The sequence below is a fragment of the Streptomyces sp. NPDC001108 genome (assembly GCF_053598535.1).
Window position 1 is genome coordinate 23,391 of record NZ_JBSFKL010000003.1, and the last position, 15,373, is coordinate 38,763.

The 15,373-nt window shown below is 71.3% G+C and carries 14 protein-coding genes; 5 read left to right on the forward strand and 9 right to left on the reverse strand.

The genetic code is table 11. The annotated features are described in order from the left end of the window. Positions 1–39 precede the first annotated feature (39 nt). Both ACWC97_RS08650 and ACWC97_RS08655 read right to left on the reverse strand, forming a co-directional pair. Positions 40–1,323, reverse strand: coding sequence for an aspartate aminotransferase family protein (locus ACWC97_RS08650; protein ID WP_450648247.1), 1,284 nt, complete (start codon positions 1,321–1,323; stop codon positions 40–42). After that, positions 1,320–2,162: a nitrilase-related carbon-nitrogen hydrolase gene (locus ACWC97_RS08655; RefSeq protein ID WP_352280485.1), complete on the reverse strand. Its 843-nt coding sequence runs from the start codon at positions 2,160–2,162 to the stop codon at positions 1,320–1,322. Before ACWC97_RS08655 ends, ACWC97_RS08650 begins: the two co-directional genes overlap by 4 nt. Positions 2,163–2,416: 254 nt before the next feature. On the opposite strand from ACWC97_RS08655, the gene ACWC97_RS08660 reads away from it, so the two are divergent. Both ACWC97_RS08660 and ACWC97_RS08665 read left to right on the forward strand, forming a co-directional pair. After that, positions 2,417–3,688: an aminotransferase class I/II-fold pyridoxal phosphate-dependent enzyme gene (locus ACWC97_RS08660; protein ID WP_352280484.1), complete on the forward strand. Its 1,272-nt coding sequence runs from the start codon at positions 2,417–2,419 to the stop codon at positions 3,686–3,688. A 145-nt stretch (positions 3,689–3,833) separates the two neighbouring features. Next, positions 3,834–4,928 (forward strand): Rieske 2Fe-2S domain-containing protein, encoded by a 1,095-nt coding sequence (locus ACWC97_RS08665; RefSeq protein WP_352280506.1) that lies wholly within the window; start codon positions 3,834–3,836, stop codon positions 4,926–4,928. Positions 4,929–4,995: 67 nt separating this feature from the next. Here ACWC97_RS08665 and ACWC97_RS08670 read toward each other — a convergent pair whose 3' ends face one another. Continuing rightward, positions 4,996–5,265, reverse strand: a complete 270-nt coding sequence (locus ACWC97_RS08670) for a helix-turn-helix domain-containing protein (protein ID WP_352280483.1) — start codon at positions 5,263–5,265, stop codon at positions 4,996–4,998. Positions 5,266–5,306: 41 nt separating this feature from the next. Between ACWC97_RS08670 and map the strand changes: the two genes are divergently transcribed. After that, a complete protein-coding gene (gene map, locus ACWC97_RS08675; protein ID WP_450648249.1) occupies positions 5,307–6,074 on the forward strand; it encodes a type I methionyl aminopeptidase in 768 nt (255 codons plus the stop codon). Positions 6,075–6,086: 12 nt separating this feature from the next. On the opposite strand, the gene ACWC97_RS08680 is transcribed toward map, so the two are convergent. Together ACWC97_RS08680 and ggt are read right to left on the reverse strand one after the other, a co-directional pair. After that, positions 6,087–6,773, reverse strand: coding sequence for a glycoside hydrolase family 75 protein (locus tag ACWC97_RS08680; protein WP_352280481.1), 687 nt, complete (start codon positions 6,771–6,773; stop codon positions 6,087–6,089). Between the two features lie 144 nt (positions 6,774–6,917). Beyond that, positions 6,918–8,726 carry a gamma-glutamyltransferase gene (gene ggt, locus ACWC97_RS08685; protein WP_450648251.1) on the reverse strand — a complete coding sequence of 603 codons (1,809 nt, stop codon included), beginning with the start codon at positions 8,724–8,726 and terminating at the stop codon, positions 6,918–6,920. A gap of 104 nt (positions 8,727–8,830) precedes the next feature. Between ggt and ACWC97_RS08690 the strand changes: the two genes are divergently transcribed. After that, the gene (locus ACWC97_RS08690) at positions 8,831–9,571 is read left to right on the forward strand and encodes a hypothetical protein (RefSeq protein ID WP_450648253.1); all 741 of its coding nucleotides are present in this window, start codon (positions 8,831–8,833) and stop codon (positions 9,569–9,571) included. 46 nt (positions 9,572–9,617) lie between these two features. Here ACWC97_RS08690 and murJ read toward each other — a convergent pair whose 3' ends face one another. Continuing rightward, positions 9,618–11,213 carry a murein biosynthesis integral membrane protein MurJ gene (murJ, locus tag ACWC97_RS08695; protein ID WP_450648255.1) on the reverse strand — a complete coding sequence of 532 codons (1,596 nt, stop codon included), beginning with the start codon at positions 11,211–11,213 and terminating at the stop codon, positions 9,618–9,620. A gap of 279 nt (positions 11,214–11,492) precedes the next feature. Here murJ and ACWC97_RS08700 point away from each other — a divergent pair, with 279 nt between their 5' ends. After that, a complete protein-coding gene (locus ACWC97_RS08700; protein WP_450648257.1) occupies positions 11,493–12,686 on the forward strand; it encodes an Ig-like domain-containing protein in 1,194 nt (397 codons plus the stop codon). Between the two features lie 239 nt (positions 12,687–12,925). Here ACWC97_RS08700 and ACWC97_RS08705 read toward each other — a convergent pair whose 3' ends face one another. Genes ACWC97_RS08705 through ACWC97_RS08715 form a run of 3 tightly spaced genes read right to left on the reverse strand, consistent with a single transcriptional unit; the run spans position 12,926 to position 15,367 of the window. Further along, on the reverse strand, positions 12,926–13,798 hold the full coding sequence (locus ACWC97_RS08705; protein ID WP_352280476.1) for an amino acid ABC transporter permease: 873 nt from the start codon (positions 13,796–13,798) through the stop codon (positions 12,926–12,928). Next, positions 13,795–14,439 carry an amino acid ABC transporter permease gene (locus tag ACWC97_RS08710; RefSeq protein ID WP_352280475.1) on the reverse strand — a complete coding sequence of 215 codons (645 nt, stop codon included), beginning with the start codon at positions 14,437–14,439 and terminating at the stop codon, positions 13,795–13,797. Before ACWC97_RS08710 ends, ACWC97_RS08705 begins: the two co-directional genes overlap by 4 nt. A gap of 16 nt (positions 14,440–14,455) precedes the next feature. Then, positions 14,456–15,367, reverse strand: coding sequence for a glutamate ABC transporter substrate-binding protein (locus ACWC97_RS08715; RefSeq protein WP_352280474.1), 912 nt, complete (start codon positions 15,365–15,367; stop codon positions 14,456–14,458). Positions 15,368–15,373: the final 6 nt, after the last annotated feature.

The window sequence follows — 15,373 nt, forward strand, 5'->3', positions numbered from 1 at the left end:
CGGGTCCCGGAGCCGTCGCCCGGGGCCCGGCCCGCCGCCTCAGTCGGCGGCCCGCAGCGCCTCTCCCAGGATCTCCGCGCCCTCCTCCGCCTCGGCGATGGTGAGCGAGAGCGGTGGCGCGATCCGCAGCACGCTGGTGTTGTGGCCGCCGCCCTTGCCGACGAGCAGGCCGCCCTCGCGGGCCGCTTCGAGCACCGCCGAGGCGGCCGCCGGGTCGGCCTCGTCGGTGCCGGGCCGCACCAGTTCGATGCCGATCATCAGCCCCCGGCCGCGCACCTCGCGCACCCGCTCGCACCCGGCGCCGACCGCCCGCAGCCGCTCGATCAGCAGACCGCCGACGCGCCGGGCGTTGCCCTGGAGGTCGTGCTCCAGGAGGTACGAGAGGTTGGCCAGCCCGGCCGCCATCGTGACCGGTGAACCGCCGAAGGTGGAGATGGAGTTGGCGTCCAGGCAGTTCATGACCTCGGCGCGGGCCACGACGCCGCCGACCGACATCCCGTTGCCGATGCCCTTGGCGAAGGTGAGGATGTCCGGCGGCCCGTTCGCGCCGTGCGCCTGCCAGCCCCAGAAGTGGTCGCCGGTGCGGCCCCAGCCGGTCTGCACCTCGTCGGAGATCCACAGCACCCCGTGCCGGTCCAGGACCCGCCGGAACGCCGCGTACAGCCCGTCCGGCGGCGACGTGAACCCGCCGACGCCCTGGACCGGTTCGGCGATCAGCGCCGCCGGGGGCCGGGTGTGCCCGAGCAGGTCCTCCAGGTCGGCGACGCACGCCTCGGTGAACTCGGCGTCGCCCAGATGCGCGTAGGGGCCCCGGGTGCGGACGCCGCCGTGCACGTAGAGCGTCTGGAGCGGCGACAGGCCGGTCGTCGACCAGGCGTTGTTGCCGGTGATGGAGACCGCGGAGAAGGACCTGCCGTGGTAGCTGTTGCGCATCGCGAGGATCTGGTTCGACCCGCGGTACGCGGTGGCGAGCAGCAGCGCCGTGTCGTTGGCCTCGGTGCCGGAGGTGGTGAAGAAGACCCGGGCGTCCGGGATGCCGGAGAGCGCGGCGACCCGTTCCGCCAGTTCGACCATCGGCCGGTTGAGGTAGAGCGTGGAGCTGTGGATGATCCGGCCGGCCTGCTCGGCGACCGCCTTGGTGACCTCGGGCAGGGCGTGGGCGGTCATGGTGGTGAGGATGCCGCCGAAGAAGTCGAGGTAGCGCCTGCCGTCGGCGTCCCAGACGTGCCGGCCCTCGCCGTGGGTGATCTCCAGGGGCCGCTTGTAGTAGAGGGCCAGCCAGTCGGGCAGGACGGCGAGGTGGCGGTGGTGGAGGCCGCTCACGGCTCCACCAGTCCGTCGTAGGCGTCGGGGCGGCGGTCCCGGTAGAAGGCCCACTGCTGCCTGACCTCGTCGATGAGCCCGAAGTCGAGGTCCCGTACGACGAGTTCGTCCTCCTTGTCACCGGCGACATCGCCGACGAACTGCCCCCGGGGGTCGACGAAGTAGCTGGTCCCGTAGAAGTCGTTGTCGCCGTACTCCTCCTGGCCGACGCGGTTGATCGCGGCGACGAAGTACTCGTTGGCGACGGCCGCGGCGGGCTGCTCCAGCTGCCAGAGGTAGGCGGAGAGGCCGCGCGAGGTGGCGGACGGGTTGTACACCAACTGGGCTCCGTTGAGGCCGAGTTGACGCCACCCCTCGGGGAAGTGCCGGTCGTAGCAGATGTAGACGCCGACCCTGCCGACGGCGGTGTCGAAGACCGGCCAGCCGACGTTTCCGGGCTTGAAGTAGTACTTCTCCCAGAAGCCCTTGACCTGCGGGATGTGGTGCTTGCGGTACTTGCCGAGGTAGGAGCCGTCGGCGTCGATCACCGCGGCGGTGTTGTAGTAGAAGCCGGACTGCTCGAGCTCGAAGACCGGGACGACGATCACCATGCCGGTCTCGCGGGCCAGGTCCCGCATCCGGCTGACGGTGGGACCGTCCGGGACGGCCTCGGCCCAGCGGTAGTGCTCGGCCTCCTGCACCTGGCAGAAGTAGGGGGCGTTGAACACCTCCTGGAAACCGATGATCTTCGCACCCTGCCGGGCGGCCTCGCGGGCATGTTCCTCATGCTTGGCGATCATGGATTCGGTGTCGCCGGTCCAGGTCGCCTGGACGAGTGCGGCGCGAACGACTGGGGACATGAGCTGCTCCTTCGACACGGCGTCAGAGAGCCTCAACGCATTTCTACGCCCGTAGACACGTGCGTAGAGGAGAACGTAAGCCCCGTCCCACAGCGGGGCAAGACCATCGCCGCGAACCGGCGGAGTCGATCATGTTTCACACCCGTGCGGTCCACACGCGCGCCCCGCACCGCTCCCGGTCCGCGACCGCCGGGCACCGATTTGTATTCTCGGCCGCAGCCCCGTTTCGAACGGGATCTGCGAGAGGATCCACCATGACCAGCGAGCCGACCCCCGACAGCCTGTCCGGGCTCCTCGAACGGGCCCGCCAGGACCACCGCGACCTGGTGGCGCTCGGGCTCTCGCTCGATCTGACCCGGGGCAAGCCCTCCCCCGCCCAGCTGGACCTCTCCGAGGAGCTGCTGGCCCTGCCCGGCGTCGGCCGGCACACCGCCCCCGACGGCACGGACGTACGCAACTACGGCGGGCTCCAGGGGCTGCCCGAGCTGCGGGAGATCTTCGCCGGGGTGCTCCAGGTCCCGGCCGGCCAGTTGCTCGCGGCCGGGAACTCCAGCCTGGAGCTGATGCACGACTGCCTGGTGCACGCGCTGCTGAGCGTGGTGCCCGGCGCGGAATCGCGGTGGGTCGACCAGGAGCGGATCGCGTTCCTGTGCCCGGTGCCCGGCTACGACCGGCACTTCGCGCTCTGCGAGCGGTTCGGGATCGACATGATCCAGGTCCCGATGACCGCCGAGGGCCCGGACATGGACGTCGTCGAACGGCTCGTCGCCGAGGACCCCGCGATCAAGGGCATCTGGTGCGTGCCGAAGTACAGCAACCCGGACGGGGTCTGCTACAGCGACGCGACCGTGGCCCGGCTCGCCGCGATGGAGACCGCCGCCCCCGACTTCCGGATCTTCTGGGACAACGCCTACGCCGCCCACCACCTCACCGACGAGCCGGTCGCGATCGCCGACCTGCTCGCCGCCTGCGCCGGGGCCGGCCACCCGGACCGGGTCTTCGTCTTCGGCTCCACCTCGAAGATCACGGCGGCCGGCGCGGGCGTCGCGTTCTTCGGCTCGTCCCCGGCGAACCTGGAGTGGCTGCTCGGCAACAACGCCAAGCGGTCGATCGGCCCCGACAAGGTGAACCAGCTGCGGCACCTGATGTTCCTGCGCGACGCCGACGGGGTGCGCTACCACATGGAGCGCCAGCGCGCCCTGCTCCAGCCCAAGTTCGAGGCGGTGGCCCGGATCCTGGAGTCGGAGCTGGGCGGCACCGGGCTGGCGTCCTGGACCTCGCCCAAGGGCGGCTACTTCGTCACCCTGGAGGTGCCGGACGGCTGCGCCCGGGAGGTCGTGCGCCGGGCCGCCGAGGCGGGCATCGTGCTGACGCCGGCCGGCGCCACCCACCCGTACGGGGACGACCCGCGCGACGCCGTCATCCGGATCGCGCCCAGCTACCCCGGGCTCACGGAGGTGGAGCGGGCGATCGAGGGGCTGACCGTCTGCGTGCGCCTGGTGGGGTACGAGCAGCGGGCCCGCTGAGGGCTCCGGGCACGGATCACCCACCCCCTTCCCGTCAACTCCCGCCACATCCCTCCTCGTTCGAGTGGTGTGCGGTGTTCCCCGGAGTTTCCGGGACGGTCTGGGCAGTTGTCCCAGGGGACCTGAACCGGAAGAAGGGGAAGTGGTGGGACTGTCACGCGATCTCGGGGGCGCCATCAGCGAGGGGCCGACACCGGCCGACGCTGCGGGCGCTCCCGCCCTGCCGTATCCGAGCGGCTGGGCGGCACTGGCGTTCTCCGACGAGCTACGGCCGGGCACCGTGCTCACCCGGCCCCTGGCCGGCGAGGACGTGGTGCTGTACCGGCTCGGCTCGGGCGCGGTGCGGGCCATCCGGCCGTACTGCCCGCATCTGGGCGCCCATCTGGGCCTCGCGAAGGTCGAGGGGGACGACCTGGTCTGCCCCTTCCACTTCTTCGCCTTCGGCCCGGACGGCGCCTGTGTGCGCACGGGGTACGACACCGCCCCGCCGAGATCGCCGCTGTCGCGGCTGCCGGTCATGGAGGTCAACGGCGCGGTGTTCGTCTGGCGGCACCACGACGGCCGGAATCCGGACTGGTCGATTCCCGAGTGGCATGTGATCGGCCACCGGCCCTCGCGCAGCGCGGCCTGGGAACTGGCCGGAAACGTCCAGGAGGTCATCGAGAACTCGGTGGACCTCGGGCACTTCGCCACCCTGCACGGCTGGAAGAGGGCCGAGATCGGCGGCCCGGTGGAGTACGAGGACGCGAAGTTCCACGTCTCGATGCGCGCCCATGAATCGGCGCCGCTGCTGGGCGACTTCGTCGTCCATGTGGAGGTGGACGGCTACGGGCTGGGCTGCCTGCACGCCGATGTGCACACGCCCCGGCTGGGGCTGCGGATGTGCACGATGGTGCTGCCGACGGCGATCGCGCCCAACCGGATGCAGTTCCGGCAGCTCAACCGGATCGCCTTCGACGAGCCGTCCCGGCTGCCCGGCCCGCTGGCGCGCACGGTGAGCCGGACCGCGGCCCGGCTGCTGGACCGTGCCGTCTTCCGGTCCAGCTGCGAGTTCACCGCCGCCGACTTCCCGATCTGGCACCACAAGCAGTACCGGCAGCCGCCCCGGCTGGCCTCCGGTGACGGCCCGATCGGCCCGTTCCGCCGCTGGGCCCGCCGGTTCTACCCGGAATCGACGGACGGCGGCCGGACGACCCTGATCGAGCTGATCGAGCAGTCGAACGGGGTCGAGGTGCCCTGAGACCGGCGCGGTGGGCCCCGGTTCCCGACGTACGGGGAGCCGGGGCCCACCGCTGTCCGGACCTCTGCTATCCGGCCAGGGGGACCGCGTCCGGTTCCGGGGCGCAGCGGGCGAGGATCTCGTCCATCGAGAGCCCCAGCGCGCCGGCCAGGGCCGCGACCGTGAAGAAGGCCGGGGTGGGGGCGCGGCCCGTCTCGATCTTGCGCAGTGTCTCGGCGGAGATTCCGGCGTCCGCCGCGATCTCGACCATGCTGCGGCCACCGCGCGCCTCGCGCAGCAGCTCGCCGAGCCGTTCGCCGCGACGGCGCTCTTCCGGGGTCAGGGGGGTGCGGACCATGCCGTCATTCTAATACCGCTTCAACCGGTATAGTAATTGGCATGGTGCAACTCAAGACGGACACATCCATCGATGCCATGCGCGAGACCGGCCGGGTCGTGGCGCGGCTCCTGACCGCCGTACGGGAGGCGGCGGTGGTCGGCGTGTCGCTGCGGGAGCTGGACGAGGTGGCGCGCGGGGTGCTGCGGGAGGCGGGCGCGGGCTCGCCGTTCCTGAACTACCGGCCGCACTTCGCCCCCACTCCCTTCCCCGCCGTGATCTGCGCGTCGGTCAACGACGCCATCGTCCACGGCATCCCGACCGACCAGCGGCTGCGCGACGGCGACCTGGTGAGCATCGACGCGGGCGCGAAGCTGGACGGCTGGGCGGGCGACTCGGCGATCAGCTTCACCGTGGGCCGGGCACGGCCCGCCGACACCCGGCTGGTCGACACGGCCTTCGAGGCTCTGGAGGCGGGCATCGCGGCGGCGGTCGTCGGCAACCGGATCGGTGACATCGCCCACGCCATCGGCACGGTCTGCCGAGGCGCCGGGTACGGCATCCCCGAGGGGTTCGGCGGTCACGGCATCGGCCGGGAGATGCACGAGGACCCGGCCGTCCCCAACGAGGGACGGCCGGGCCGGGGCATGCGGCTGCGCCACGGGATGGTGCTGGCGATCGAGCCGATGCTGATCGGCGGCGGAAAGGACGAGTACTACCCCGACCGGGACGGCTGGACACTGCGCACCACCGACGGCAGCCGCGCCGCGCACGCCGAGCACACGGTGGCGATCACCGACGACGGTCCGCGCGTCCTCACCGCCCTGTGACCGTTCCCGCCCTCAGTTGTTCTGGAGGAACTGCTTGGCGAGGGCGTCCCCGGCGGTGACGGCGGCGCTGTGGCTCTCGATCGGCGACACCTGGGAGTTCTTGAACAGGATGTACGTGACGCCGGAGTCGACCCCGCCGGTCTCCGGGTCCGGGTCGATCCCGAGGGCCTTGGCGGTGGCGTAGGACGCCTCGCCGATGATCTGGCTGGGGCCGGTGTCGCCGACGACCGCGTACTCGACCTTGTTGTTGTAGATCACGGCGACGACACCGCCGCCCTTGATCCCCGAGTCGCCGTACTTCCAGATGCTGCTGGCGCTGGGGACGACGACGTACGGCAGTTTCTCGGCGTTCAGCGGCTTTCCGGCGGAGGTCTCGAACGCCGTCCCGTTCTGGAACCACGGGTCGGTGTTCTCGTTGCAGGCGGTGGTGATCTCGCCGTCGCAGTCGATGTCCATGTCGGCCTTCCAGAACACGGCGCCGTTCTTGCCGCAGACCGGGATGGTCGCCGATGTCTCCTCGTCCGTGCGGTACTTGCCGTTGGAGATCTGCGAGCAGGAGGTCACCTTGGCCAGCAGGTCGGCCGCGCTGACGGTGCCTTCCTTGATCCCCGGACCGGCGTGGGCCGCGGGGGCCATGGCGGCGGCGCCGAGCAGGACGGCGGCGGAGGTGGCGGCGAGGGCGAGCGTTCGAGTACGCACAGTGGGGGGCCCTTTCAATAGGAAAGTTTCCTTACCGACCGGCTCAACATGGCCCCGACCGGCCGCCACCGTCAAGACCGAGGGGCCGGTTCCGCGTGTGTCAACGCCCGGAACCGGCCCCTTACCCAGGGTGATGACGAATCGTCAGGGTCGTCCGGTCGGCTTCACGACCATCGCCGATCCGCCGCCCCGGCGGACCTTCTCCGCGGCCGCCAGCCACCGCCCGTCCGGCAGCCGTTGGACGCCCGTGGCCGCCCCGATCTCCGGATTGAGCTTGAAGGCGTGGCCCAGCGACTCCAGTCGTGCCCGGAGCGGGCTGTTCCACAGGTCCGGTTCGAGCTCCGTCGTCGGCGCGTTGCGCTGGCTGGCGCGCGGCGCGGCGATGGCGTCGACCAGCGGGAGCCCCCGGTCGACGGTGCCGATCAGCGACTGGAGCACCGTCGTGATGATCGTGGCGCCGCCGGGCGAGCCCAGGGCCAGCACCGGCCTGCCGTGCTTCAGCACGATCGTCGGCGAGATGGACGAGCGCGGCCGCTTGCCCGGACCGGGCAGGTTCGGGTCGTGCACCGCGGGGTCGGCGGGCGCGAACGAGAAGTCCGTCAGCTCGTTGTTGAGCAGGAAGCCGCGCCCCGGCACGGTGATGCCGCTGCCGCCGGTCTGCTCGATCGTCAGCGTGTAGGCGACGACGTTGCCCCACTTGTCGGCCACGGTCAGATGGGTGGTGTTCTCCCCCTCGTACGTGGTCGGGGCGGCCTTGCCGCCGGTCGCGCAGTCGGCCGGGTGGCGCGGGTCGCCCGGGGCGAGCGGGCTGGTCAGCACCGCGTCGTCCTTGATCAGGCAGGCCCGCGCGTCGGCGAACCGCCGGCTCAGCAGCTCCCGGGTCGGAACGTTCTCGAAGGCCGGGTCGCCCACCCAGCGTCCCCGGTCCGCGAACGCGATCCGGCTGGCCTCGATGTAGCGGTGCAGGTACTGGGCCTCGCTCAGCTTCGAGACGTCGGTGGACTCCAGGATGTTGAGTGCCTCGCCGACGGTCGTGCCGCCGGAGGAGGAGGGGGCCATGCCGTAGACGTCGAGTCCCCGGTAGTCGACCCTGGTCGGCGTCCGGCGCAACGCCCGGTAGGAGCGCAGGTCCTTCGCGGTGAGGTCACCGGCGCGCACGACCCGGGTGGCCTTCGGGTCGACGGGCGGTCTGCGGACGGTCCGTACGATGTCGTCGGCCAGATCGCCCCGGTACAGGGCGTCGACGCCCTCGCGCCCCACCTGCTCGTAGGTGCGGGCGAGGTCGGGGTTCCTGAATCGGGAGCCGACCACCGGCAGGTCGCCGCCGGGCAGGAAGAGCTTCCGGGTCGCGGGGAAGTCGGCGAACCTGGCCCGGTTGCCCTCGGTCTGCGAGCGGAACGTTTCGTCGACGACGAAGCCGTCCCGGGCGAGCCGTTCCGCCGGCTTCAGGACCTGCCGCAGCGGCTTCCTGCCCCAGCTCCTGAGCGCGGTGTCCCAGGTGGCCGGGGTGCCGGGGGTGCCCACGGCGAGTCCGCTGGTCACGGCCTCGTCGAAGGAGAGCGGCTTGCCGTTCTCCAGGAAGAGCGAGGAGTCGGCGCCGAGCGGGGCGGTCTCCCGGCCGTCGATCGTCTCCACGGTGCGCCGGACGGCGTCGTAGTAGACGAAGTAGCCGCCTCCGCCGAGGCCGGCCGAGTAGGGCTCGGTCACACCGAGCGCGGCGGCGGTCGCCACCGCCGCGTCCACCGCGTTTCCGCCCTTGCGCAGCACCTCGATACCGGCCGCCGAGGCATCCGCGTCGACGCTGGCCACCGCGCCTCCGTACCCCACCGCGACGGGCGACTTGGGCGGTGTCTCGGGCACCCGCGCGGACGCGGCCGGGGTGGCGGCGACAACGGCGACGACAGTGGCGAGAACGGCGGTTAAGGACACATTTCGCGCGATGGAACGTCTCATGCGCACCTCCAGTGCGGGATCGTCCGCGCAGGGTATCGCCGGGCCCGCCGCCCCGTCAGGTCCGCCGTTCCCACGTTTCCCGGTGCCCGCTAACATGCCCGCCCATGAGTGACGACGTACGCAACATCGTGCTGGGCGTGATAGCCGCCGGCGTCAGTGCCGCGCTCGGCTGGATCGCCCGCACCTACCTCTGGCGCCGCAGACTCCGCCGCAAGCAGGCGTTCTTCGGGCTGCCGGGCAACTCCGAGTGCCTGCTCGTCGTCAACCGTGACGCGGGCGGCGACGGTTCCGTCCACCGCCACGACGTCTTCGCCCTGCTGGAGCTCTCCGCCCTCATCAAGGACTGCTCGGCGCACGCCCAGATCCTCTCCCACGACGTCGCCCAGCAGGGCTTCGGCGAACGCACCGAGTTCTGTGTCGGCGGGCCGGTCTCCAACCGCCGGATGGCCGCCCATCTGCATTCGCTGCTGCCCGGCGTGAAGGTGAACACCGACCCCGCGCCCGGCCCCGACCGCAACGCCTTCCAGATCGGCTCGGAGCGCTACCGGGTCGAGAAGGGGGTGGCCGAGTACGTGCTGCTCGCCCGGCTGACGGCCGGTCAGGAAGCCCGCCCGGTCTTCCTCTTCTGCGGCCAGCAGGCCATCACCAACCAGGCCGCCTCCCGCTACCTCTCCCGCAACTACGAGAAGCTGGCCCGCAAGCACGGCAACAACAGCTTCTGCCTGCTGCTGAAGGTGGTCAACTCCCAGGCGTACGGCCCCGACGTGGTCGAGCTGGTCGCCGACGTGACCCGCGCCGCCCAGTCCCCCGCCCCGGCCCCGCGCAACTCCCACCGGGCCCCCTGAGATCCGCCCGTTCCGGTCCGGCGCACCGCCGGGCCGGGGTGCGGGCTCAGGCCCGGCGCAGCCGGGTCCGACCCGCCTCGATCACGGCACCGACCTCCCGCAGCCGCAGCGGGCGGGCCAGCAGGGCGACCGTGAGCAGCAGGACGGCCGCGCCCGCGCCCAGCGCCGCGAAGTCCCCGGCCCCGGCGCAGGACCGTGCGGCCAGATGGCCGAGCAGCCCGGCGGGGACCGCCGCCGCCACGAGGCGGAGCTGCGCCCCCAGCGCGGCCGAGCGCAGCGGCGGGGCCCCGGCGCCGAGCCTGCGGTGCAGCACGTACCCGGTGACGGCGAAGCCCGCGAACAGCGCCACGGTGTAGCCCCCGGCCATGCCCGTGACGGCCCAGCGGGCCGGCAGCAGCAGATACGCGGCGGCCGCGAGCCCCGCGTTGAGCGCGGCGATCACCAGGTTGAGGAGGAAGGGCGTGCGGGTGTCGCCCATCGCGTAGAAGGCGCGGGAGAGCACGTACTGCCCCGAGTAGGCGACGAGCCCGGGGGCGAACGCCATGATCATGCCCGCCAGCACGGCGATGTCCGCGTCCCCGGTCCGCCCGTACCCGTAGACCGCGCCCATCGCCCAGGGGGCCAGCGCGAGGAGCAGGGCCGTCGCGGGTATCACCAGCGTGGCCGAGGTGCGCAGGGCGTAGGAGACGTCGCGGCGCAGCCCCGGGAGGTCCTGGTCGGCGGCGGCGCGGCTCATCCGGGGCATCAGCGCGGTCATCAGGGAGACGGTCACGATGCCGTGCGGGACGACCCACAGCTGGAAGGCGTAGCTGTACGCGGTGTACCCGGCGCCGCCCGCGAGTCCCTGCTCCTCGGCGCGCAGGCCGACGGTGGTGGAGAGCCGGGTCACCACCCAGTAGGCGATCTGGTTGGTGAGCACCAGCGCGACCAGCCACCCCGCCGCGCGCAGTGGCCGGGTGAGACCGCTGCCGCGCCAGTCGAACCGGGGCCGCCACCGGAACTTCGCGGCGCGCAGCGCGGGCAGCAGGGCGAGGGTCTGCACGGCGATCCCGGCGGTCGTGCCCCAGCCGAGCAGCCGGGCCCGTTCCGGGGTGAGCGCTCCGTCCGAGCCCGCCACGACGGCCAGGTAGAGGCCGAACACCCCGATGACGACCAGGTTGTTGAGGACGGGGGTCCACATCATCGCGCCGAACCGGTCGCGGGCGTTGAGGACCTGGCCGAGGAGGGTGAACAGCCCGTAGAAGAGGATCTGCGGCAGGCAGTACCGGGCCAGGGCGATGGTCATGCCGGCCTGCTCGCCGTCGTAGCCGGGGGCGTACACCTCGACGATCCAGGGGGCGGCGAGGACCGTGAGGCCGGTGAGGGCGAGGAGGCCGACGGTGCACAGGGTGAGGAGCCGGTCGGTGTAGGCGGCCCCGCCGTCGGCGTGCCGCTTGGCCGCGCGGACCAGCTCGGGAACGAAGACGGCGTTGAGGGCGCCGCCGATGAGCAGGGTGTAGAGGATGTTGGGGACGGTGTTGGCGACGTTGTACCCGTCGGCCCGGAGCCCGGTGCCGAGCGCGGCGACGACGACCGCGGAACGGAGGAAGCCGGTCGCCCGGGAGACGAGGGATCCGGCCGCCATGACGGCGCCGTCACGCATCGCCGATCGGGGCGCCCGGGTCGCCGCCCCCGTACCGCTCGCCGTTCCACCCACCGTGGTGTCCCCCGCCCCATGGCTGTCCGGTCAGGCGTGGAGGGTATCCGGGGGTGGGGCGTGTGTGGGCGGCGGGGTGTCCGGGACGGGCTCCGGACGGTCGGGGGTGGTGCCGGACTCCGTGATGTACGACACATTTCACATTTTTCGGCCGAATTTGCGAAACCTGGGCGCCTGACCGGGGGCTCTTCCTCTGTGAGAAACAATGCCTTGGAGGTATTTCCGTTGTTCGCTGTACGCCGTACCGCCCCGCTCGGCCGCCCGGTCCGGCTCTCCCTGGTCGCCGGTTCCGCGGTCCTCGGATCCCTGCTCACCGCCTGTTCCGGGGCGGCCGCGTCGGACTCGGCGAAGGACGGCGACCCGGCTCCCCGGAAGGCGCGGATCTCGGTGAACCTGAGCGGTGACCGGGCCGTCCCGGGCACGCCGGTGAAGGTGACGCTCGACAGCGGGAAGCTGACGGCGGTCACGGTGAGCGCGGACGGCGGCGCGGCGCTGACCGGCCGGATATCCGCCGACGGGCGGACCTGGACGTCCGAGCGCCCGGCCGCCCCCGGCACCACGTACGGGATCGAGGCGAGGACCGCGCAGGGCGGCAGCGCGAAGGCCGGGTTCACCACCACCGCCGCGCAGAAGGTCAACAAGCTGACGCTGGCCCCCGGCAAGAACACCACGGTCGGGATAGCCCAGCCGCTGTCGATCGTCTTCGACAACCCGGTCAAGGACCGGGCGGCCGTCGAGAAGGCCCTGAAGGTCTCCACCTCGAACAACACCGAGGGTTCCTGGGGCTGGCTCCAGGACTACTCCGGCAAGGACCGCGTCGACTGGCGGCCCAAGGAGTACTGGAAGTCCGGTACGAAGGTCACGCTCGACGCCGATCTCAACGGCGTCGACTCCGGACCGTCCGGCGGCTGGTTCGTCCGCGACTACCGGACCACCTTCACGATCGGCGCCGAGCAGGTCGTGAAGGTGGACCTCGACCGGCACCGGCTGGCGCTTCAGCGGGACGGCAGGACCGTGCTGGACGTGCCCATGTCGGCCGGTACCCCCGGCGGCGAGAAGGCGTCCTGGCGCGGCACGGCCGTGCTGATGTCCAAGGAGGGCACGATCAACATGCGCTCCGAGACGGTCGGCCTCGGCGACGCCTACGACAAGATGGTCGACTACTCGATGCGGCTGACCTGGTCGGGGATGTACGCCCACGCCGCGCCGTGGAACGCGGCCTACTTCGGTGTGGCCAACCGGAGTTCGGGCTGTGTCGGGATGAGCGACGCGAACGCCGGTGCGCTGTACGGGCAGGTGCGGGCCGGCGACCCGTTCGAGATCACCGGCGCGGACGCCAAGGGCACCGTGGCCGAGGGCAACGGCTACGGGGCGTGGAACGTGTCGTGGGCCGACTGGCGGGCGAAGAGCGCCCTGTAGGACGGTCGCGGGAGGCCGGTGCCCCGGGCGGCGGTGCGAGGGGAACCGCTGCCTTCCCCACCGGCGCACCGGTGCTCCGGCGGGAAGGCAGCTGGTCGAGCACCGCCCGGCCGGCGCAGCTGACCTTCTTCTCGCCCGGGAAGGCCCGGTGCACGGGCCCGTCGTCCCGTACGAGAAGTGATCACCGGCTGCTGCCGGGCGGGCACCGCTCTGCTGGGACCGCCTCGCGGCGGCCCCGGCTACTGCGCCCCCGGCAGCAGCGTTCCCGGTTCGGCCGGTGCGATCTCCACGGCCTTCATCTTCGGATTGCGCCGTTCCCGCTTGGCCACCCAGGTCGCGAACCAGGAGAGCAGCATGCACATCCCGATGTAGATCGGTGAGATCACCATCACCACCGGGATGAAGGGAAGATCGTAGTCGAGGTTGGACGCGATGAGCTTGCCCGCGTGCAGAAATTCCTCGTACGTGATCAGGAAGCCGAGCGAGGTGTCCTTCAGCGCGACGACCAACTGGCTGATGATCGTGGGCAGCATGGCGCGCACCGCCTGTGGGGCCAGCACGAACGTGGTGACCTGCGTCTTGCGCATGCCGAGGGCGTACGCGGCCTCGCCCTGGCCGCGCTCCACCGAGTTGATCCCGGCGCGGAAGACCTCGGCGAGCACCGAGCCGTTGTACAGGGTCAGCCCGGTGACCAGGGCGGGCAGCGGCTGCACCTTCAGCGCCACGAAGATGAAGAAGATCATCACCAGTACGGGCATGGCCCGGAAGAACTCGACGAGCACCGTCGCGATCCAGCGCACCACCCGGTGCACGGAGAGCCGGCCGACCGCGAGGACGGCGCCGAGCAGCAGCGAGAGCACCGCCGCGTACGCGAACGCCTTGAGGGTGTTGCCCAGCCCCCGCAGCAGCAGTTCCTGGATGCCCTTGTACTCGAAGGGGGCCCATTTGGCGGCGGTGAACTGCCCGGTGTCGACGAGCAGGTAGACCACCCAGCCGATCAGGGCGAGGATCAGGACCGTCGCGGCGATCCCGTAGACCCGGTGGCGCTTGCGGGTGGCCGGGCCCGGGATGTCGTAGAGGGCGGTGGCCGCGGGTGCGGTGCGGGTGGTCATCGGGCGACTCCCCAGCGCTTCTCCAGCACGTTGAAGAGCGCGCTGATGGACAGGGTGATGATCAGGTAGCCGACGGCGATCCAGACGAAAGACCAGATGATGCTGTAACCCAGTTCGTTGAGGGTCTTGTAGGTGCCGAGCAGTTCGGTGACGCTGAACGCTCCCGCGATCGCCGAGTTCTTGGCCAGGGCGATGAGCGTGGAGCCGACCGGGGGGATCACCGTCCGGAACGCCTGCGGCAGGACCACGGTGCTCAGCGTCTGGCCGAACGTCATGCCCAGGCTGCGGGCGGCCTCCCCCTGTCCCGTCGGCACGGTGTTGATGCCCGAGCGCAGCACCTCGCAGATGAACGCGGAGGTGTAGCAGCCGAGCGCGAGGACCGCGAAGACCTTGAAGGGCAGGACGAGGCCGAACCGGGGCAGTCCGAGCAGAACCGCGAAGAACAGCAGGGTCAGCGGGGTGTTGCGCAGCACTGTCACCCAGACCGTGCCGATCACCCGCAGCGAGCCGACCGGGGCGACCCGGAAGGAGGCCATCAGGAAGCCGAGGGCCAGGGCCAGGGCCGAGGAGTAGACGGTCAGTTCGACCGTGCCCAGGAAGCCCTTGCCGTAGAGCGAGAAGTTGTCGGTGAGTACGTTCATGTTGGTTGCCCGCCCCTCAGGCGGCCGGATAGCGGTCGATGGGCGGCGGCTTCGGCGCGGGCACCCCGGACAGGCCGAGCGTGGCCTCGAACGCCTTCTTCCAGTTGCCGTTCTTCTGGTTGGCCTCCAGCGCGTCGTCGAGCGCGAACCGCAGCGCGTTGTCGCTGCGCGGGACTCCGATGCCGTACGGCTCCTGGGAGAACGGTTTGCCCACGACCTTCATCTCGTCGGGCGCCTTGGCCGCGAAGCCCAGCAGGATGGCGTCGTCGGTGGTGACGGCGTCGACCTGGTAGGTGAGCAGGTTGTCGACGCAGATCGAGTAGGTGTCGTAGGAGACCAGGATCGCCTTCGGGAAGTCGGCGGCGATGCGCTGGTACGGGGTCGACCCGGCGGCCGAGCAGACGGTCTTCCCGTCCAGGTCCTGCGGCCCGTCGATGCCGTGCTCGTCGGTGCGGACCAGCAGGCCCTGGCCCGCCATGTAGTAGGGGCCGGCGAAGCCGACGAGCTTCTTGCGCATGGCGTTGATGGTGTAGGTGCCGACGTAGTAGTCGATCTGCCCGTTCTGCAGCGCCGTCTCGCGGTTGGCGGAGGCGATGGTACGGAAGCGGATCGACTTCGGGTCGAAGCCGAGCGAGGCCGACATCATCCGGGCGATCTCGATGTCGAAGCCGGAGTAGACGCCGGTGGCCGGGTCCTTCTCGCCCAGATAGGGCTGGTCCTCCTTGGCGCCGACCCTGAGGTAGCCGCGCTTCCTCGCATTCGTCCAGGTCGGCGAGGCGGGCAGCCGGAAGGCGGTGTCGACCCGGTACACCGGGAGCTGGTCGGGCCTGGGGCCCTTCACCGGCGGGCTGCCCTCCTTGCCGCAGGCGGCGGCGAGCGCGGCCAGCAGAAGAGCGGCGCAGACGGCCAGGACTTTTCTCGTACGCAACACAGT

Bases quoted from the DNA above. Each gene is read 5' to 3' on its own strand.
- ACWC97_RS08655 (WP_352280485.1), bottom strand. From the start codon at position 2,162: ATGTCCCCAGTCGTTCGCGCCGCACTCGTCCAGGCGACCTGGACCGGC.
- ACWC97_RS08660 (WP_352280484.1), top strand. From the start codon at position 2,417: ATGACCAGCGAGCCGACCCCCGACAGCCTGTCCGGGCTCCTCGAACGG.
- ACWC97_RS08670 (WP_352280483.1), bottom strand. From the start codon at position 5,265: ATGGTCCGCACCCCCCTGACCCCGGAAGAGCGCCGTCGCGGCGAACGG.
- map (WP_450648249.1), top strand. From the start codon at position 5,307: ATGGTGCAACTCAAGACGGACACATCCATCGATGCCATGCGCGAGACC.
- ggt (WP_450648251.1), bottom strand. From the start codon at position 8,726: ATGAGACGTTCCATCGCGCGAAATGTGTCCTTAACCGCCGTTCTCGCC.
- ACWC97_RS08690 (WP_450648253.1), top strand. From the start codon at position 8,831: ATGAGTGACGACGTACGCAACATCGTGCTGGGCGTGATAGCCGCCGGC.
- murJ (WP_450648255.1), bottom strand. From the start codon at position 11,213: ATGCGTGACGGCGCCGTCATGGCGGCCGGATCCCTCGTCTCCCGGGCG.
- ACWC97_RS08705 (WP_352280476.1), bottom strand. From the start codon at position 13,798: ATGACCACCCGCACCGCACCCGCGGCCACCGCCCTCTACGACATCCCG.
- ACWC97_RS08710 (WP_352280475.1), bottom strand. From the start codon at position 14,439: ATGAACGTACTCACCGACAACTTCTCGCTCTACGGCAAGGGCTTCCTG.